Here is a 19,823-nt window from a genome sequence, read left to right on the forward strand (position 1 = left end):
AAGTTTTGATTGTGCAATATTGCTAGGAGAAAAAATGATTGAGCTGAAATTAGTAGATGAGAGCAGTTTTCAGGCAGTGCTGGATTTGAAAATCTCTGAAGCTGATGAACGAGCAGGTTTCGTAGCTCCAAATGTACGCTCTTTAGCTGACGCATGGCTCTACCGGAAAAATGAAGATGTGTTTCCGATGGCAATCTATTGGGATAAGCAAGTGGTTGGATTTCTTCTGCTGGAAATAGACGAGGATGAAGCGGAATACTTTATCTGGCGGATAATGATTGGCCAGCAGTACCAAGGAAGAGGTTATGGTCGAAAAGCCTTGGAAGTTCTGATCAAAGAGGCTCAGATGAATAGAGATTGCAGTCATATTGTTGCAGATTATGTGGTTGGAAATGAAAAAATGAAGCACCTGCTGACTAGTCTGGGTTTTCAGGAAACAGGATTTATAGAAGAAAATAACGAAGTCGCTATGCGCTTGGATCTAGAGAAAGAGGAATAGAATGACGAAAAAAGCCTTGATCAGTGTATCAGACAAGACAGGCATTGTAGAATTTGCCCAAGAACTTAAAAAACTTGGTTGGGATATTATCTCAACCGGTGGGACCAAGGTTGCCCTTGATAGTGCTGGGGTGGGCACCATTGCCATTGATGATGTGACTGGTTTTCCAGAGATGATGGATGGCCGTGTCAAGACCCTCCACCCAAACATTCACGGCGGTCTCTTGGCTCGTCGGGATTTAGATAGCCACTTGGAGGCGGCCAAGGACAATCAGATTGAGCTCATTGATCTTGTCGTGGTGAATCTCTATCCTTTTAAGGAAACCATTCTCAAGCCAGGTGTAGAGTATGCGGATGCGGTGGAAAATATTGACATCGGCGGGCCCTCTATGCTGCGCTCTGCGGCTAAAAATCATGCCAGCGTGACGGTTGTTGTAGATCCGGCTGATTATGCTCTTATTCTGGAAGAGTTGGCAGCAAATGACCAAACGACCTATGAAACGCGTCAACGTTTGGCAGCTAAGGTTTTCCGTCATACAGCGGCTTATGATGCTTTGATTGCGGACTATTTCACGGATCAGGTGGGCGAAAGCAAGCCTGAAAAGCTGACCTTGACCTATGAGCTCAAGCAGCCCATGCGCTACGGGGAAAACCCCCAGCAGGATGCTGATTTCTATCAGACTGCTTTGCCACTGGACTATTCCATCGCTTCTGCTAAGCAGCTGAATGGAAAAGAGTTGTCCTTCAACAACATTCGCGATGCGGATGCGGCCATTCGGATTATTCGAGATTTCAAAGACCGTCCAACCGTTGTGGCACTTAAACATATGAATCCTTGCGGTATTGGCCAGGCTGATGACATCGAGACTGCTTGGGACTACGCTTATGAGTCTGACCCAGTTTCTATCTTTGGTGGGATTGTCGTTCTCAACCGTGAGGTGGATGCTGCGACAGCTGAGAAGATGCACGGTATTTTCCTGGAAATCATCATCGCACCGAGCTACACGTCAGAAGCGCTAGCTATTTTGACCAATAAAAAGAAAAATCTGCGGATTTTGGAGTTGGCCTTTGATGCTCAGGCAGCTTCTGGAGCAGAGAAGGAAGTGACAGGTGTTCTGGGTGGTCTCCTCGTGCAAAACCAAGATGTTATCGAGGAAAATCCAGCTGATTGGCAGGTCGTGACCAAGCGCCAGCCGAACGAGCAGGAGCGTGTAGCTTTGGAATTTGCCTGGAAGTCCGTCAAATATGTCAAATCCAACGGTATTATAATTACCAATGACCGTCAGGTGCTGGGAGTCGGTCCCGGTCAGACTAACCGTGTGGCTTCTGTCAAGATTGCTATTGAGCAAGCCAAAGATCGCCTTGACGGTGCCGCTCTGGCTTCTGACGCTTTCTTCCCCTTTGCGGATAATATCGAAGAAATCGCAGCCGCTGGCATCAAAGCTATCATTCAACCGGGTGGATCTGTCCGTGATGAGGAGTCTATTATCGCAGCTGACAAGCATGGCTTGACCATGATTTTCACTGGCGTACGGCATTTTAGGCATTAAGAAATATAAAAAATCCTCGGTTCGTTATGAGACGAGGATTTTTGAGTAGACTTATACTCAATGAAATTCATGAATAAACTAAGCAGGAGCAGTCTGCTCAAAGCACTGGTTTGAAGTGGTTTTGAGGAGTGCGAAAGAGACTTATTTAGGGTAGATATAGGTCAGGCGGCCCCAGTAGGAAGCAGTTGGGTCAAACCAGCCACGGAAGTTGCTGATGTACTGCTTGCCAAGGTAGTTAGATTCTTGGATCTGGATGCGGGTATTGGATTCGACATGAGTCACGACACCGACGTGGCCGTAGCCGCCGTCATCCCAGCAGGCGATGGCGCCAACCTCAGGCGTACTGCCAGTACGGAATCCAGCTCTTCTGGCACTAGCTGCCCATTGACCGCCGTTGCCCCAGTAATTTCCAGCCCAAGGAGCTAGAGCCTTGGCTCCCCAAGTACATTGACCGACAGGATAGGTTGTCGCATTAGCAGCGGCATAGTTAGGCTGAATATTAGCTGATTGAACGCTTGATTTTTCAACCTGATAGCTAGTTCCAGTCAGACCAGTTAGTTGTCCCGCTTTTCTACGATAGACATGGGTATGGAATAGACCGCTCCCCTTGTGTTTCTGAGTGTCCACGGTGAATTTGTAGGTTCCATTGCCAACCTTATTGGCGGTATACCATTGTAAATCATCTTGTCCATTGGCTTCTGACCAAGTTGGCAGAATAATATCGCCATCTCCGTAGGCGTCTGTTACTGTCACCTCATAGCGATTAGCCTCAGTTTTCCTGACTGCAACCTTGGCTTGAATTTGGTCGGTAGACATTGAGACGGAATCTGCTGCGTAGCTGCGCTCACTGCCGTCCTTATAGGTGACATACACATGGTTGTTATAGGTTCCAGACAAAGCCTGATGATTGCGGATATCAAAGGTCGCACTGAAGGTTCCGTCTCCGTTAGGCGTTGCCTTATACCATTTAAGATTGCTCTGATTGCTAGTGCTCCAAATGGGAACTTGGACAGACTTTATGGGTTTAGATAAAGCTGTTTCAGCGATTTTTACAGTATAGGTTCCTTGTTTGGGGTTGATATTTTCTATAGTAAAAAGCGGCTTTTGCTCCTCTTCAGAAGGCAATTTTCCACTATCAATTTGTGCAGTAGTCCCTGAGAGACCTGTTAAGTCAGGCTTAACATAACTTTCACCGTAAAGGTGGATATTGTAAATCCCTGTGTCGTAGTTATGCTTTCTGAGTTCCACCCGAGCGCTGTAGCTACCATCTGGATTTTTGCTTGCTTCATACCATTGCAGATCATCTTGCCCATTTTTCTCAGACCAAGTTGGAAGAACAATTCGATGCATAGTATCGGGTACGTTTTTGACAGTAATTTCCATGATACCGGTCTGAGGGAAGCTGGTCTCAAAAGTAGGATTAGGTTTTTCTAAATTGAAAGTGGTTCCGTTTAAGCCAATCATCTTACCATCTTTATTTTCATAAGTATGAATGTGATAAGTTCCATAGCCTTTGTGATTTGAAAGTTCAAATTCAGTAATATCTTGTCCTGCATTGTACCATTTGATATCATCTTGTCCATTTTCATCAGACCAAACAGCATGTAAAATATTAGAATTTAGTTGGTCTTTGTTGCGATTAAAGTGAATTTGAGCGGTTTTCCCTAGGATATTAGAAGTGACATTAACAGCTGGTTTATCGAGAGTAAAGGTCGTTCCATTCAGCCCAATTAATTTTCCATAGAGGTCAATATAGGTATGAACATGAAAGGTTCCGTAACCTGGATGGTTACTCAGGTCAATGTCAGTGTTAGTAGTAGTTGTTGACGGTGCTTCATACCATTTGATATCATCCTGTCCGTTCTCGTCAGACCAAACAGCGTGGAGAATACGATGAGGTTCTTGAGCTTGGGAACGGGTATAACTAATAGAGGCTGTACGATCGTTCACAGTCACATCAACATTGCTGGCACGATCAGTAGGGCCTAGAATTTTGACTTCAGATTCAGGCGTTTCGGTCGCATGAACTGTTGAGTGGCTTGCAAAGAGACCTAGGACAGCTCCGGATAATAAAAACAGTTTTTGATATTTCTTCATAAAACTCCTTTGTGAGAATGGTTTTGGATGGGCCCACCTGTATTATTCGGAAAACTTGTTTGAAAATGATAGTAAATTTGACAAGCCCTGAATATTTTTTGTCTACAATGGGTACAATCCACTCAAAAAGGAGAAGGCTGAAGACAACAATAATTACGGCGATCATATAGAAGAGATATTCTTTTTCTCATTAGAATGGAATAAAACGAACGATTATGTTATAATTTAGATAAATAATTCGTAAAAATGGCAATGATTTTTACGTGATGTGTTAGCTTGGTGCGTAAGCGCCTGTGATATTTGATATTGAGGTATCTTAGCTATGAAGCTTTTAGTTGTTGGTTCAGGCGGTCGTGAACATGCGATTGCCAAGAAGTTATTAGAGTCTCAGGATGTGGAGCAGGTGTTTGTCGCTCCTGGAAATGATGGCATGACCTTGGATGGGTTGGATTTAGTAAACATTGGAATTTCCGAACATTCTAAACTAATTGAATTTGCCAAGGAGAATGACATTGCTTGGTCTTTTATTGGTCCGGATGATGCCCTGGCAGCTGGAATTGTAGATGATTTTAACCAAGCTGGACTCAAGGCTTTCGGCCCATCTCGTTTAGCAGCGGAGCTGGAGTGGTCCAAGGATTTTGCCAAGGAAATAATGGTCAAATACGGTGTTCCAACAGCAGCCTATGGCACATTTTCCGACTTTGAGGAAGCCAAGGATTATATCGAAAAGCAGGGAGCACCTATCGTGGTCAAGGCGGACGGCTTGGCTCTGGGTAAGGGCGTGGTCGTCGCAGAGACAGTAGAGCAGGCAGTTGAAGCAGCTCACGATATGCTCTTGGATAATAAATTTGGCGACTCGGGTGCGCGCGTGGTTATTGAAGAGTTCCTGGACGGCGAGGAGTTCTCCCTCTTTGTCTTTGTCAATGGCGATAAGTTTTACATCCTGCCGGCGGCCCAGGACCATAAGCGGGCCTATGATGGGGACAAGGGACCCAATACAGGTGGTATGGGAGCCTATGCGCCAGTTCCTCACCTGCCACAAAGCGTGGTGGACCAGTCAGTTGAGACGATTATCAAGCCCGTTCTCAAAGGTATGATAACTGAGGGCCGACCTTATCTTGGCGTGCTCTACGCTGGGCTGATTTTGACAGCCGATGGCCCTAAGGTTATCGAGTTCAACTCGCGCTTTGGCGATCCAGAGACACAGATTATCCTGCCGCGCCTGACGTCTGACTTTGCGCAGAATATCACGGACATTTTAGACAAAAAAGAGCCTGCTATCACTTGGCTGGATGAGGGCGTGACACTTGGCGTGGTTGTCGCCTCAGAGGGCTACCCGCTGGACTATGAGAAAGGCAAGCCTCTGCCGGAGAAGACAGCTGGCGACATCATCACCTACTATGCTGGGGCTAAATTTGCGGAAAATAGCAGAGCACTGCTGTCGAATGGTGGCCGAGTTTACATGCTGGTCACCACAGCAGATACCGTCTCAGCTGCGCAGGAAAGAATTTACGACCAACTAAAAAAACAAGACACCACAGGCCTCTTTTACCGAACAGACATCGGAAGCAAGGCGACAAAAGATTAACAGATATTAAAGTTGTCATGGCGAGAGAAAGCGAGCCACTATAGAATAATCGTCGCAGTAGTGGAACTCCTAGTAGCTTTGCTACTAGGAGCGGAAAACTGGAGACTTAGGCTCCAGTTTTAGTAATGGAGCGCCATAGGCGGTCGCTTACGTCCGCACTACATTAGACGATTATTAAAAAAGGAGAAAAAATGAAACCAATTATTTCCATCATCATGGGCTCTAAATCCGACTGGGCCACCATGCAAAAAACAGCTGAAGTTTTAGATCGCTTCGGTGTAACCTACGAAAAAAAGGTTGTCTCTGCCCACCGTACACCAGACCTCATGTTTCAGCATGCAGAAGAAGCCCGCAGTCTCGGTATCAAGGTCATCATCGCTGGTGCTGGTGGTGCCGCGCATTTGCCAGGAATGGTAGCGGCTAAAACCACTCTGCCTGTCATCGGTGTACCAGTCAAATCTCGTGCTCTTAGCGGTCTGGACTCACTTTATTCGATTGTGCAGATGCCAGGCGGTGTGCCTGTGGCAACTATGGCTATTGGGGAAGCTGGAGCAACTAACGCTGCCCTGACCGCCCTTCGGATCTTGGCCATTGAAGACCAAGACCTGGCAGCAGCGCTAGCGGATTTCGCAGAAGAACAAGGAAAAATCGCTGAGGAATCTAGTAATGAGCTCATCTAAAACAATCGGAATTATCGGTGGCGGTCAGCTGGGACAGATGATGGCCATTTCTGCTATCTACATGGGGCACAAGGTCATTGCGCTGGATCCTGCGGCGGATTGCCCAGCTTCTCGTGTGGCGGAAATCATCGTAGCTCCTTATAACGATGTGGACGCCCTCCGTCAGTTGGCGGAACGTTGCGATGTCCTGACCTATGAGTTTGAAAATGTTGATGCTGATGGTTTGGATGCCGTTATCAAGGATAGTCAGCTCCCTCAAGGGACGGACCTGCTCCGCATTTCTCAAAATCGTATCTTTGAAAAGGACTTTCTCTCAAACAAGGCCCAAGTCACCGTTGCACCCTACAAGGTCGTGACTTCTAGCCAAGATTTGGCAGATATCGATCTATCAAAAAACTATGTCCTCAAGACTGCGACTGGTGGCTATGACGGACATGGTCAAAAGGTCATTCGCTCGGAAGAAGATTTGAAAGAAGCCCATGCGCTAGCTGACTCAGCAGACTGTGTTTTGGAAGAATTCGTCAACTTTGACCTTGAAATTTCTGTTATTGTATCAGGAAATGGCAAGGACGTGACAGTTTTCCCAGTTCAGGAAAATATCCACCGCAACAATATCTTGTCTAAGACGATCGTGCCAGCTCGCATTTCAGAAAGTCTGGCTGACAAGGCCATGGCCATGGCGGTGCGAATCGCAGAGCAGCTCAAGCTGTCTGGAACTCTTTGCGTGGAAATGTTTGCGACAGCTGATGACATCATTGTCAACGAGAGTGCCCCACGGCCACACAACTCTGGCCACTACTCTATCGAAGCCTGCGACTTCTCGCAGTTTGATACTCATATTCTGGGCGTTCTGGGAGCACCATTGCCAGCTATCAAACTACATGCGCCAGCCGTCATGCTCAATGTTCTTGGCCAGCATGTCGCGGCCGCTGAAAAATATGTCACAGAAAATCCAAGCGCTCACCTCCACCTGTATGGTAAAATAGAAGCGAAGCACAATCGCAAAATGGGACATGTGACTTTGTTTAGTGATGCGCCGGATAGCGTGGTTGAGTTTGGGAAAGGGATTGATTTTTAGGAGAAGAATGCAATGGTAGAAGTTTTAAATAAAAAAGTAACTGGCTTAGATTATGATATTATGTATCAAGAATCGTTACAATATTTTGAGCGAGCGGCACATCAAATTGTAAACTTGAAAGTTCAAAATGATACAGAAAAGGCACGCTTAGGTTTTTACTATTTAGTATTTGATTTGTTGTTTGGTGAAACTCAAGTCCAAGATATTAATAACTTTATTATAGATGATCATTTTGTTGAATTGGTTTACAAAGCTCCAAACAATAAGAATAAGGATTTAGGAATAGATGCGGTATATATTGATAGAGATGAAAAGCAGATTTATCTCTTAAATTTTAAGTTCCGAAAGAAATTTGTAACTGCGAATAAAAAACCCAAGCATAGTGAAATTCGTAGTGCAGAATCGTTTCTAAATATTGTGACTAATCTAAAAGAATATGATGATTTTATTAAGCGAGAAGATAAAAAAGATTATCAGAAGACTCTTGATAAAATTGATGAAATTAGAGAACTAATGATTGAGGACAGCAGCTATAATATTGTTCTTTATATGGTTACAAATGATAAATCAAAAATTGACGAAAATGATCCAGGGACTAGACCTTTTTTGAAAAGATATGAAAATTTTTTGCAATTACGAGATTTTAATTTATTAAATATAATGGATCATTTATCTATACAGAGTCCAGAAAATGAGGCTAGACTCCGTATAGATAACATAATGATGTTAGAACACAATGTATCTTATGATACTAAATCATATGTTATAGAATTAAATCTTGTAAATTTAATTAGAATTGCAAGTAGTAATAATGCATTACGAAAAGTAACAAAAGTAGAGGAGTTTGATTGTTTTAATTCTTTAACATTAGATTTTAATTTACTATTTGATAATGTTCGAGAGTATTTAGGAAACAATAAAATAAATAAAAAGATTATTAAAACATTATCTGAAGAACCATCAAATTTTTTTCTATATAATAATGGAGTAACTATTGTTGCAGAAGAAATTTCTAGCAAACCTAATGCAATTGATGAGTCAACAGAGCTGATTTTAAAAAATTATCAGATAGTTAATGGGGGTCAAACACTTCGTTCAATTTTTAAGTATAAAACCGAAAATAAAGTTGAAGATATAATTTCTAATTTAGTTAGAGCTAGTGTAATAGTTAGGCTCTTAGTAACTTCAAAAAATTTGGAACTAACAAATAAAATTTCAGAATATACAAATAGTCAGAATCCAATCAAAGAGATAGATCTGCGATCTGTAGATAAAATTCAATTAGCTATTGAGCAACGTCTAGATCAGGAAGGTATTAGATATGATCGAAAACGAGGAAGTGGAAAGGAGTTTAGTAAAAAATATGATTATACAATATCTATGGAGAAATTAGGACAAGTGCTATTTGCTTATGAAGGACGTCCAGAGTCTGCAGCTAATAGTAAGGCAGTAATTTTTAGTAATTATTACGATAGAATATTTAATGAAGATTCTAAATTGTTTGAGAAAATTATTGAGCAAATTCGATTATATTCTGAGATTGGAAAACAATATCAAATGACAGAATATAATTATTATGAACAAAAGGCTTACTATGTTTTATTCATGAAACGTTGTTTGCAAGAGAAGAGTGTTAAAGAAATAATTGATATTTTGGAAGATGTTCTTATAAATTATATTCCAGAGAAAGAAACGACTGAAGCTAGAAAATTTTTGCAACCATCGTTTAAGGAAAAAGTTATCAAAAAAATAAAAAGTTTAGGTGGGAAGGTACAAGGAATTTTTATAGTTGAAAAGAAACGAAAAGATAAACAGGTTGAAGAAAATTTGAACACAAATAATAAAGAACAATTTTGGAATGGATTCACTAAATACTTGAACGAATTAGAGGAATTTAATTATAAGTTACCAACAAAGAAAATTGCTTCATATTATACAATATCAAGAGTAGGACAGGATGATATTAAATGTGAGTTTTCTGTTGGAGCTAAAACAATAGGCTTTATATATGGCAAGAAAACAGATAAGAATTTCTATGATTTTCTAGTTTTAAATAAAAAATCTCTTTCCGAGAAAATAGGAAGTGAACTTATTATTAGAGATTGGAATGATACTAATATTTCTAATGTTCAAGGTTTGAGGATATCTATTAAAAATTTTGGATTAAATTATCCTGATAATAACGTGGAGGCTTATAAAATTTTGTCTAGTACGTTCACTTTATTAGATAAAGCTGTGCAGGAGTTATTAAAATAAAATTTGAAAAAAGAGAAGCGATAGAATATTGAATTTGTATAAATAAAAACATCACATTTTTGATGGAGTATAATAACCAAAAAAGGAAGGCACAAGGAGGCTCCTATTCATCAAAACTAAATACATTTACTGTCTTATTCAAAAAAATTGATAGAAATTAACTATTCTTCTCTAAAATTTTGACTTTAACTATATAATTTAATTACAAGGGATGTTCTTATGATTCACAAAATTGTTAATGCTTTTGTTGAGAAAGATAAGACTGAAGCAATCGTTGAAGTCTTATTTGCAAGTGTTGATCGTGACAAGGTGTAAGATAAATATGATGAATTAGTTGTTCAATACCCTGAATTATATAGCAATCTATGATTTGCCATTGGATACTAATTTGAATACACTTTCTCATTACCCATCAGTATTTATTGGGAAAGAGAAGTTTGAGAATTAATATAAAATATAAGTATAGAAATTATTGAACACTGATTAGATTAATTATAAAACGTAATATAAAATTACGATAGAAGTTGAGGTATATAAGTTGTACAAAAAATATTATGCTGTACGAAAAGGTAGACAACCAGGTTTGTATTACATCTGGGAAGATGCGAAACGACAAGTAGATGGCTTTTCTGGCGCAGAGCATAGAGCTTTTTTTTCAGAATCTGAAGCTCTTGAGTATTTGGAGAAGAATACAGTATTTTCTGAAAAGGTTACAATTGGCTCTGGAGGTTTCTGTGATGTATATAAAGTTTCAGATGAAATTGTTGAAAAGGTACTTCGAGTAAAAAATGAAGATTCAATTAAGAGATTTCGACGAGAAATTGAAATTATACGAAGTGTAGACCATCCAAATATAATCAAAATTATAGAATCAGATGAATTTTCTTATACTATGAAGATGTACACGTATAACTACTCTTCTTATATTGATAAATTAAAGGAATCAAGTATCCCTTTGGAAGTGTTTTTAAAAATCTTGGATGGTGTTGAATATTTACATAGTCAAAACATATTACATAGAGACTTAAAACCCGAAAATATATTACTATCAGAAGATGGAGAAGTAGTCTTATCTGATTTTGGATTGAGTAAAGATTTGATGGCTATAAAATCATTAACGCAAACTAGAGATGTTATAGGAACACCCTGGTTTATGTCTCCAGAACAATTGATAGATTCCAAACATGTTGATGAAAGGTCAGATATTTTTAGTCTAGGTAAAATTCTACAATGGACTATGGATAAGCTGGATATCGAAATGGACGATGGATTAAAGTATATTTTACAAAAATCTACACAAGAAAACTCAGAACAAAGATTTAAAAGTATTTCAGAATTTAGGAACGCTATACTACGAAATGAGGAACTAAAAAAAGCATTATTAGATGACATAGATTTAGTAATTGAGAGGGCAAAGCGAACGGGTGTTGATAACAATATTAGGTTGAATATAGTACAGATATTAGGTAATCTATCTCAAGAGGAATTTGAAGAAAAGTTTAGAAGAGTTCTTAATTCCGATCTTATAAAAAATGATTTATTACAGAATGAACCTATTATTTTAGGAAAATATTTACAGAATTACCTAGAATCTTTTGAGTATACACTATATCCTTATGAAGAATGTGACCAAATAAGTAATGAAATAACTAATTTAGCTTTTAATGTTGCATTGGAGTCTAATGTGAGGGTTCTTATAATTTCTGCTTTAATAAATTTAGCTACGAATCATCATAGATATAAAGTAATGCGTGATGTATTATCTATACTATCTTCAAATCAACTTGATCACGGTTTATTAAATGAGATTAGGTTCAACCTAAGCCCAGAATTATTAAATGATGTAAGGAGATTTAAAAATGATGTTAACTATAAAAACAAGTTGAACACTGAGGTAGAAAAATTATTAAGTCTCTCAAAATATTAGGTAAGGAGAACCAACAATGATCAACCGTTACTCTCGCCCCGAAATGGCGAACATTTGGACTGAGGAAAATAAGTACAAGGCTTGGCTGGAGGTAGAGATTCTGGCTGATGAGGCCTGGGCTGAGCTGGGTGAGATTCCCAAGGAAGATGTGGCCTTGATTCGTGAGAAGGCTGGCTTTGACATTGACCGCATTTTGGAGATTGAGCAGGAGACGCGCCACGATGTGGTGGCCTTCACGCGGGCGGTTTCTGAGACGCTGGGCGATGAGCGCAAGTGGGTGCACTATGGCCTGACCTCGACCGACGTGGTGGATACGGCCTACGGCTACCTCTACAAGCAAGCCAATGACATCATTCGTGAGGATCTGCGCCGCTTCACTGACATCATTGCAGAGCGGGCGCGGGAGCACAAGTTCACCATCATGATGGGTCGTACCCACGGGGTGCATGCGGAGCCGACGACCTTTGGTCTTAAGCTTGCGACTTGGTACAGCGAAATGAAGCGCAACATCGAGCGTTTCGAGATTGCGGCTGCGGGTGTGGAAGCCGGGAAAATCTCTGGTGCGGTTGGGAACTTCGCCAACATTCCGCCATTTGTGGAAAGCTATGTCTGTGAGAAATTAGGCATCCGTCCGCAGGAGATTTCGACCCAAGTCTTGCCGCGTGACCTCCATGCTGAATACTTCTCTGCTTTGGCCTTGATTGCGACGTCTATCGAGCGCATGGCGACCGAGATCCGCGGTCTGCAAAAGTCTGAGCAGCGCGAAGTCGAAGAGTTCTTTGCCAAGGGTCAAAAAGGATCTTCAGCAATGCCGCACAAGCGCAATCCAATCGGCTCTGAAAATATGACTGGTCTGGCGCGTGTTATTCGCGGCCACATGGTGACAGCCTTTGAGAATATCTCTCTCTGGCATGAGCGCGACATTTCCCACTCATCAGCTGAGCGGATTATTGCACCGGACACGACTATTCTCATCGACTATATGCTCAACCGCTTTGGGAATATCGTCAAGAACCTGACCGTCTTCCCTGAAAATATGAAGCGCAACATGAACTCGACCTTTGGTCTTATCTTCAGCCAGCGGGCTATGTTGACCTTGATTGAGAAAGGCATGACTCGGGAGCAGGCTTATGATCTGGTGCAGCCAAAGACTGCTCAGTCCTGGGACAATCAAGTAGACTTCAAGCCTCTGCTCGAAGCGGATCCAGAAGTCACTTCTCGTCTGACTCAGGAAGAGATCGATGAAATCTTCAATCCTACTTACTACACCAAGCGCGTAGATGAAATATTCAAGCGCGTGGGGCTGGATTAAACGTAAAAAGATAGGCACTTCAAAAGAAGTGCCTGTTTCTTTGTCTTAGATCTGACTGGCCAGCTGCCCGATTTTCTTGAGCATTTCTTGGCGTTGTTGGTCTGTTTTGCGTTCTACTCCGTTGAGCTCGGTCAGTTTGACTGGAGAAATACCACAAAGTTTCAGGATTTGATTTTTAAGTACCTTGCCGTAGTCTTGGACAAAAGGCAGGGCAAAACCTGGTGTGTTGTGGCTGACGATAATCCAGCCAGACTTGCCTTGCAGGTGACCTTGCATGCCGACTTTCTTATAAGAGTAGGCAAAGTCAGCCGCAAAGACACGGTCGATAAAGCCTTTGAGAATGGCCGGCATACCGCTCCACCAGATAGGGAAAATGAAAATCAGATGGTCTGCCCAAGTAATCAAATCCCGGTATTTGGCCATTTTAGGGTCTTTGTGCAGGTCACGGCGTCTGTGTTCTTGGTCAAAGCGCAAGATTGGGTCAAAATTTTCAGCATACAAGTCCAAGGTTTTCACCTCATGCTTCTTAGAAAGATTGTTTTGAACTTCTTTGAGAATAGCAGCATTGAAGCCAGTTGGGCTTGGGTGGGTGTAAATAATCAAGGTTTTCATGATCGTTCTCCTTTGATATAAATGTCAAGCATGTGCTCGATAGTGCTTTGGATAGCTTGAGCATCAAGGTCTTGTCCGATAGGACTGTTGGCTAGAACGGCCAGACCTGTGATAAAGCTCCAAAAGTGAAAAAGGCTTTCCGCTTCGCTATTGCTAAAATTTTCCTCCTCGCGAAGCTTTAAAACAAGCTCCTTAAATTTATCAAATCCAGGCAGGTCAGACTCCAAGAGAATGGTGTCCTGCGTCACCTTCATATATTTAAAAGGAAATTTGATAAAGAGAGCTTCGAAAAAATGAGGGTAGGTCTTGGCAAAAATAATAAAATTAAGACCAAGCTGGGTCAGCTGATCACGCGCAGAACCTGTCGCATCAATCTTTTCATTGATTTCCTGATTGAGAAACAGCGAAAGCTGGGTCAAAACGACCTTAAGGTAGCCTTCCTTGCTCTCAAAATGGCGGTAAGGGCTGCCGTGAGTCACACCGCAGGCCTTGGCAACAGTCCTGAGCGAAAGCTGTTCAATTCCATGTTTTCCGATTTCGTCAATCCCTGTTTGGATGAGCTGTTCTTTCAGCTGGGCAGTATTGCGTTTCATGTATCTCCTCCGAAAAGTATACACTGTCTACTTATCTATCTTTAGTATACACTGTCTACTTTTTCTTGTCAACTAATTTGATGTTTTCTTCTAGTCTAAGATGTGGCAGAATTTGCTTTCGGTAAGATAAAATGTTAAAATAACATTAAAATGATAGCGCTTTCTTTTTAGGGCAGATTGCTCATTTTAGAGAAGCGCTGAGAAACGGAGGACACCTATGAAGAAAATTATCAACGATCCAACAGCAGTTGTGGACGAGATGCTAGACGGCTTGGCCTATATTCACAGCGATTTGGTTTATCGGGTGGAGGGCTTTGATATCATTGCCCGCAAGAGTGAGAAGACAGGCAAGGTCGGCTTAATTTCTGGCGGTGGCAGCGGTCATGAACCTTCCCATGCTGGCTTTGTCGGCGAGGGCATGCTGTCGGTTGCTATCTGCGGAGCGGTCTTCACTTCTCCAACACCAGACCAGGTCTTGCAGGCCATTAAGGAAGCAGATGAGGGGGCTGGGGTCTTCATGGTGATTAAGAATTACTCAGGTGACATCATGAACTTTGAAATGGCTCAGGAAATGGCTGAGATGGAAGGGATTGAGGTGGCTAGTGTCGTCGTAGATGACGATATCGCAGTGGAAGACAGCCTCTATACTCAAGGTCGCCGCGGAGTGGCTGGTACCATTCTTGTCCATAAGATTCTAGGGGATGCGGCGCGTGCAGGCAAATCTTTGACTGAAATCAAGGCTTTGGCCGATGAGCTGGTCAAAAATATTCACACAGTTGGCTTGGCTCTGAGCGGTGCAACTGTACCGGAAGTCGGCAAGCCTGGTTTTGTTTTGGCTGATGATGAGATAGAGTTTGGCATTGGTATCCATGGTGAGCCCGGCTATCGCAAGGAAAAGATGCAGCCGTCTAAGGACTTAGCCAAAGAATTGGTCGAAAAGCTCAGTCAGTCTGTTGAGCTCAAATCTGGCAAGAAAATTGGTATCCTCATCAATGGTATGGGTGCAACACCGCTCATGGAGCAGTATGTCTTTGCGGCCGATGTAGCAAATCTTCTGGCAGATGTTGGAGTCGAAGTTGTCTATAAAAAACTGGGCAATTACATGACCTCCATTGATATGGCAGGGATTTCTCTGACCTTTATCGAGCTGGATCAGCCAGACTGGCTGACAGCTCTCAATAGTCCTGTCACGACAGCCGCTTGGTAAGGAGGTGCTTATGGACGCAGCAAGAGCAAAAAAATGGATGCAGTTGTTCAACGAGAAGATCCAGGACCAGAAAGCCTATCTGTCTGATCTCGACACTCCCATCGGCGACGGAGATCACGGTGGCAATATGGCCAGGGGAATGGCAGCAGCAGTAGAGAGTTTAGCTGCTAAGGATTTTGCCAGTACGGCTGAGGTTTTTCAGGCTGTTTCCATGCAGCTGATTAGTAAGGTCGGTGGTGCTTCCGGCCCTCTCTATGGCTCGGCCTTCATGGGCATGGCCAAGGCTGAAAAAGACGGCAAAGACTTGTCAGAAGTTATCCAAGCTGGACTGGACATGATTCAGAAGAGGGGCAAGGCTGTGCCTGGTGAGAAGACCATGGTGGATGTCTGGTCAGGAATTCCTGTTTCTCTGCAGTCCGGAGACTTGACGCATGAAAAGATTGGCTCCCTAGTGGAAGCGACCAAAGATTTGAAGGCGACCAAGGGGCGGGCTTCCTATGTCGGGGAGCGCTCTATTGGTCATATCGATCCCGGTTCTGCTTCATCCGGTCTCCTCTTTGAGTCTCTGTTAGAAACGGAGGCAGGCTGATGGCAGATACTGGCATTCTTATCGTTTCCCATTCCAAAAACCTAGCCCAAGGCTTGTTTGATCTCATTTCGCAGGTGGCGGCAGATGTGACCATCAGCTATGTGGGTGGATTGGACAACGGCAGCATCGGGACGAGCTTTGAAGGGATTCAGGCAGCTTTAGATGCCAATGGCAAGGACACTATTTTGGCCTTTTTCGATCTAGGCTCGGCTCGGATGAATCTAGAAATGGTCGCAGACTTCTCTGACAAGGAAATCATCATCAACAATGTTCCCTTGGTAGAAGGCGCCTATACGGCTGCTGCTCTTCTTCAGGCTGGGGCAGATTTGCCTAATGTTTTGCTTCAGGTCCGTGAATTAGAAATAAAGAAATAGCAGGTTTTTTAGAGACTTAATAAACGACTTCATTTGCAAAATAAAGAACATTTTATATCAAAAAGCTGAGATTCAATCCCAGCTTTTTTGCTTTGTCATTGTACCAATTTTCAGGGAAATAGCCAGTGTTTCTTATTTTTTTCTTCTTTAAATTGATTAAAAATAGCACAAATTGATAGTTTTTGTTTAATTTTTGACACTATTCGCTTTTTAATGAACAAAAGTTCTTAGAATGGATTGCAAATTGGTATAGATAGACTTATAATAGATATAAGTACACAAGATAAAACAAAAAACGACAGCCGATTAGAAGCCATCGTTTTCAATCTTAGTGGTCCCGATTGCAGGAAATGAACTTGATCTTGAAGAAGTCTCCGCGTTTGTAAGTTTCGCTGTACTCTAAGATCTGTCCAGTGCTTTCCAGCTGGGTAATCTTTACCTGATGAACAGTCGGGAAGTTGGTATCAACTTCCAGCACTTTCGCAACATCTTTTGGTGTTGGGAAGACAATTTCATTGGTCTCTTCAAAATGCTCATCATTCATGTGAATGTGGTAGTCAGTTTTGAAGCGGTTGTAGATAGAGCTGTAGTAGTCCATATCTGGATAGTTCGGATTGATGTACTGCTCAGGGATATAGGTTTGGTGATAGATATAGATTTTATCGCCAGTCCGTCTGATCCGGTCAATCTTATAGTAGAACTGCGTTGGTGCTAGTTCTAGCTTATCCAAGATTTTCAGGTCATTCCCGCGTTTGATGGAGAGAACGGTCACCTTATCTTTTTGGATAGGGAAGGTCTCAACGTCAGAAAATTCCACCAGCTTGTGCTTTCTTGCACGTGAAACGAAGGTCCCCTTGCCTTGTTGGCGGATGATGTAACCATCATTGGCCAGTTCATTCAAAGCGCGGACAACAGTAATGGAGCTGACATTAAACATCTGAATCAGCTCAGCCTCTGTGTAAAACTTATCGCCATTTTCAAATTTGCCAGAAATGATTTGCTGCTTGAGCTCATCTTTGATTTGTTGGTATTTTGGAATAGCCATTTTGTTCACCTCTCTTTTTTTACTTCTCTTACTTAAGATTTTAACATATTTTAAAAAAAAATGTTGACATTTATGCAAAAATTTATTATATTAATATTAACAAGAGATGAAAGCGGTTTTACGCCGAAGGGAACATCAGATGGCAAGATTCAAAATTGGTCATTCCTTCTGTTTGGATGATCGGGAGTTTAAGATTTTATCGGGAGCCATTCACTATTTTCGGGTACAGCCTGAGGATTGGTACCATTCCCTTTATAATCTCAAAGCTCTGGGCTTTAATACGGTGGAGACCTATCTTCCCTGGAATATGCACGAACCCCAAAAAGGTGTCTTTAACTTCCAAGGGATTTTAGATATTGAGGCATTTTTACAGACGGCTCAGGATTTGGGACTTTATGCCATCATCCGCCCTTCGCCTTTTATCTGCGCGGAGTGGGAGTTCGGTGGTCTGCCGGCCTGGCTGCTCAATGAAAATATGCGCATCCGCTCATCAGACGAGGCCTTTCTGCGGGCAGTAGCTAGCTATTATGACGAGCTACTGCCGCGACTGACTCCAAGGCTGCTGGACAATGGGGGAAATATCCTCATGATGCAGGTGGAAAATGAGTACGGTTCTTATGGGGAAGACAAGGCCTATCTGAGAGCAATCAGACAGCTCATGGAAGAACGAGGTGTAACCTGTCCGCTCTTTACTTCAGACGGACCTTGGCGGGCTACGCTTCAAGCTGGTACGCTGATTGATGACGATGTCTTTGTGACAGGAAATTTCGGCTCTAAGGCAGATTACAATTTTGCTCAGATGCAGGAATTCTTTGATGAGCATGGCAAAAAGTGGCCGCTCATGTGTATGGAGTTCTGGGACGGCTGGTTCAATCGCTGGAAAGAACCTATCATCAAGCGAGATCCAGACGAACTAGCTCAAGCTGTTCACGAAGTGCTCCAGCAGGGCTCAATCAATCTCTATATGTTTCATGGCGGTACCAACTTTGGCTTCATGAACGGCTGTTCGGCCAGAGGTGTCATTGACCTACCACAGGTAACATCCTATGACTATGATGCTTTACTCGATGAGCGAGGCAATCCGACGGATAAGTACTATGCAGTCCAGAGGATGCTGAAAGAGCATTATCCTGAGTATCCGCAGATGGAGCCCTTGGTGAAAGAGTCTTTTGAGCTCAGGAATATTCCGCTCAGTCAGAAGGTCAGTCTCTTTGAGACCCTGCCTGACTTGGCAGAGCCTATCGAAAGTCTTTATCCGATGAAGATGGAAGAGTTGGGGCAAAATGTCGGCTACCTACTCTATCGGACTTGGGCTAATTGGGATGCTGATCAGGAAAGGCTCCGTGTCATTGACGGACGTGACCGCATGCAGCTTTATGTGGACGGTCAGCACATTGCAACCCAGTACCAGACAGAAATCGGTCAGGATATCATGGTGGATGGCCAGAAAAAGGCAGAGCACCAGCTTGACATTCTGATGGAAAATATGGGCCGGGTCAATTATGGGCACAAACTCTTGGCAGATACCCAGCAGAAGGGCATTCGTACCGGTGTCTGTAAGGACCTGCACTTCCTGCTTGACTGGCAGCATTACCCATTGCCGCTGGACCATCCAGAAAAGATTGACTTTTCAAAAGGGTGGCAGGAAAAGCAACCAGCTTTCTACGCTTTTGACTTTAAAATGAAAGCGCTTAAAGATACTTATCTGGATCTGTCCGACTTTGGCAAGGGCGTCGTCTTTGTCAACGGTGTCAACATTGGCCGCTTCTGGAATGTCGGACCGACCCTATCGCTCTATATCCCGCACAGCCTGCTCAGAGAAGGCGACAATCGCATCATTATCTTTGAGACAGAAAGGATCTATAGCGAAACCATTCACTTAGTTAACCAACCTACATTTAAAACAATAAAGGGGGAAAATCTATGACAATAGTAGGTGCACGTATCGATGGACGTTTGATCCATGGACAGGTAGCCAATCTTTGGACTACCAAGCTCAACATTTCACGCATTATGGTGATTGACGATGAGGTAGCTGAAAATGCTATCGAAAAGAGCGGACTCAAGCTCGCAACGCCAGCTGGTGTGAAACTCAGTGTCTTGCCGATTGCTAAGGCAGCAGAAAATATCTTGGCCGGCAAGTATGATTCACAGCGACTCTTGATTGTCGCTCGCAAGCCGGACCGCTTCCTGCGGTTGGTCGAAGCTGGTGTTCCACTGGAAACGCTGAACGTCGGCAATATGTCTCAGTCAGATGAAACTCGCTCCATTACCCGCTCTATCAACGTGGTAGATGCAGATGTTGAAGCCTTTCACAAGCTGCATGAAAAAGGAGTCAAACTGACAGCGCAAATGGTTCCCAACGATCCAGTTGAGGATTTCATGAAGTTATTAAAATAAGACAAAATTTTAGGAGG

General features: G+C 42.7%; 17 protein-coding genes and 1 pseudogene. 14 read left to right on the forward strand and 4 right to left on the reverse strand.

What is annotated here, in order from left to right; genetic code table 11:
- Window positions 1–34: 34 nt before the first annotated feature.
- Both O3621_RS02560 and purH read left to right on the forward strand, forming a co-directional pair.
- The gene (locus O3621_RS02560) at window positions 35–499 is read left to right on the forward strand and encodes a GNAT family N-acetyltransferase (RefSeq protein ID WP_371513555.1); all 465 of its coding nucleotides are present in this window, start codon (window positions 35–37) and stop codon (window positions 497–499) included.
- 1 nt (window position 500) lies between these two features.
- Window positions 501–2,048, forward strand: coding sequence for a bifunctional phosphoribosylaminoimidazolecarboxamide formyltransferase/IMP cyclohydrolase (purH, locus tag O3621_RS02565; protein WP_371513557.1), 1,548 nt, complete (start codon window positions 501–503; stop codon window positions 2,046–2,048).
- A gap of 141 nt (window positions 2,049–2,189) precedes the next feature.
- Here purH and O3621_RS02570 read toward each other — a convergent pair whose 3' ends face one another.
- Window positions 2,190–4,145 (reverse strand): GBS Bsp-like repeat-containing protein, encoded by a 1,956-nt coding sequence (locus tag O3621_RS02570; protein ID WP_371513559.1) that lies wholly within the window; start codon window positions 4,143–4,145, stop codon window positions 2,190–2,192.
- Window positions 4,146–4,467: 322 nt separating this feature from the next.
- On the opposite strand from O3621_RS02570, the gene purD reads away from it, so the two are divergent.
- The 7 genes and pseudogenes from purD to purB all read left to right on the forward strand — a co-directional run bounded on the left by purD (window position 4,468) and on the right by purB (window position 12,986).
- Entirely contained in the window at window positions 4,468–5,733 is a 1,266-nt protein-coding gene (gene purD / locus O3621_RS02575) for a phosphoribosylamine--glycine ligase (RefSeq protein WP_314448833.1), read from the forward strand.
- Between the two features lie 191 nt (window positions 5,734–5,924).
- Window positions 5,925–6,413, forward strand: coding sequence for a 5-(carboxyamino)imidazole ribonucleotide mutase (gene purE, locus O3621_RS02580; protein ID WP_268697392.1), 489 nt, complete (start codon window positions 5,925–5,927; stop codon window positions 6,411–6,413).
- Entirely contained in the window at window positions 6,400–7,491 is a 1,092-nt protein-coding gene (purK, locus tag O3621_RS02585) for a 5-(carboxyamino)imidazole ribonucleotide synthase (RefSeq protein ID WP_268697393.1), read from the forward strand. The genes purE and purK overlap by 14 nt, the downstream gene beginning before the upstream one ends.
- Before the next feature lie 12 nt (window positions 7,492–7,503).
- Complete coding sequence (locus O3621_RS02590; RefSeq protein WP_314448830.1) at window positions 7,504–9,747, forward strand: AIPR family protein; 2,244 nt, start codon at window positions 7,504–7,506, stop codon at window positions 9,745–9,747.
- 219 nt (window positions 9,748–9,966) lie between these two features.
- Window positions 9,967–10,195: pseudogene (locus O3621_RS02595) on the forward strand (phosphoribosylaminoimidazole carboxylase).
- A 90-nt stretch (window positions 10,196–10,285) separates the two neighbouring features.
- Window positions 10,286–11,674, forward strand: coding sequence for a viroplasmin family protein (locus O3621_RS02600; protein WP_268697395.1), 1,389 nt, complete (start codon window positions 10,286–10,288; stop codon window positions 11,672–11,674).
- Window positions 11,675–11,690: 16 nt separating this feature from the next.
- Complete coding sequence (gene purB, locus O3621_RS02605; protein ID WP_314448826.1) at window positions 11,691–12,986, forward strand: adenylosuccinate lyase; 1,296 nt, start codon at window positions 11,691–11,693, stop codon at window positions 12,984–12,986.
- Between the two features lie 45 nt (window positions 12,987–13,031).
- Here purB and O3621_RS02610 read toward each other — a convergent pair whose 3' ends face one another.
- Together O3621_RS02610 and O3621_RS02615 are read right to left on the reverse strand one after the other, a co-directional pair.
- Window positions 13,032–13,598, reverse strand: coding sequence for an NAD(P)H-dependent oxidoreductase (locus O3621_RS02610; RefSeq protein ID WP_314448825.1), 567 nt, complete (start codon window positions 13,596–13,598; stop codon window positions 13,032–13,034).
- Window positions 13,595–14,191 (reverse strand): TetR/AcrR family transcriptional regulator, encoded by a 597-nt coding sequence (locus tag O3621_RS02615; protein ID WP_371513564.1) that lies wholly within the window; start codon window positions 14,189–14,191, stop codon window positions 13,595–13,597. Before O3621_RS02615 ends, O3621_RS02610 begins: the two co-directional genes overlap by 4 nt.
- Before the next feature lie 217 nt (window positions 14,192–14,408).
- Here O3621_RS02615 and dhaK point away from each other — a divergent pair, with 217 nt between their 5' ends.
- From dhaK to dhaM, 3 genes are read left to right on the forward strand one after another with little or no spacing between them, the layout of a single operon-like run.
- Entirely contained in the window at window positions 14,409–15,398 is a 990-nt protein-coding gene (gene dhaK / locus O3621_RS02620) for a dihydroxyacetone kinase subunit DhaK (protein ID WP_314448821.1), read from the forward strand.
- Between the two features lie 10 nt (window positions 15,399–15,408).
- Entirely contained in the window at window positions 15,409–15,987 is a 579-nt protein-coding gene (gene dhaL / locus O3621_RS02625) for a dihydroxyacetone kinase subunit DhaL (RefSeq protein WP_314448819.1), read from the forward strand.
- Complete coding sequence (gene dhaM / locus O3621_RS02630; RefSeq protein ID WP_314448817.1) at window positions 15,987–16,361, forward strand: dihydroxyacetone kinase phosphoryl donor subunit DhaM; 375 nt, start codon at window positions 15,987–15,989, stop codon at window positions 16,359–16,361. Before dhaL ends, dhaM begins: the two co-directional genes overlap by 1 nt.
- A 328-nt stretch (window positions 16,362–16,689) precedes the next feature.
- Here the strand turns inward: dhaM and O3621_RS02635 are convergent, their stop codons facing one another.
- Entirely contained in the window at window positions 16,690–17,406 is a 717-nt protein-coding gene (locus O3621_RS02635) for a GntR family transcriptional regulator (protein WP_002914224.1), read from the reverse strand.
- Window positions 17,407–17,512: 106 nt separating this feature from the next.
- Between O3621_RS02635 and O3621_RS02640 the strand changes: the two genes are divergently transcribed.
- Window positions 17,513–19,333: a beta-galactosidase gene (locus tag O3621_RS02640; protein WP_314448816.1), complete on the forward strand. Its 1,821-nt coding sequence runs from the start codon at window positions 17,513–17,515 to the stop codon at window positions 19,331–19,333.
- Window positions 19,330–19,806, forward strand: coding sequence for a PTS system mannose/fructose/N-acetylgalactosamine-transporter subunit IIB (locus O3621_RS02645; protein WP_002898809.1), 477 nt, complete (start codon window positions 19,330–19,332; stop codon window positions 19,804–19,806). The genes O3621_RS02640 and O3621_RS02645 overlap by 4 nt, the downstream gene beginning before the upstream one ends.
- Window positions 19,807–19,823: the final 17 nt, after the last annotated feature.

Origin of the sequence: Streptococcus sp. 20925_1_22 (genome assembly GCF_041431685.1) — a bacterium.
In the GTDB taxonomy this organism is placed as follows: Bacteria; Bacillota; Bacilli; order Lactobacillales; family Streptococcaceae; genus Streptococcus.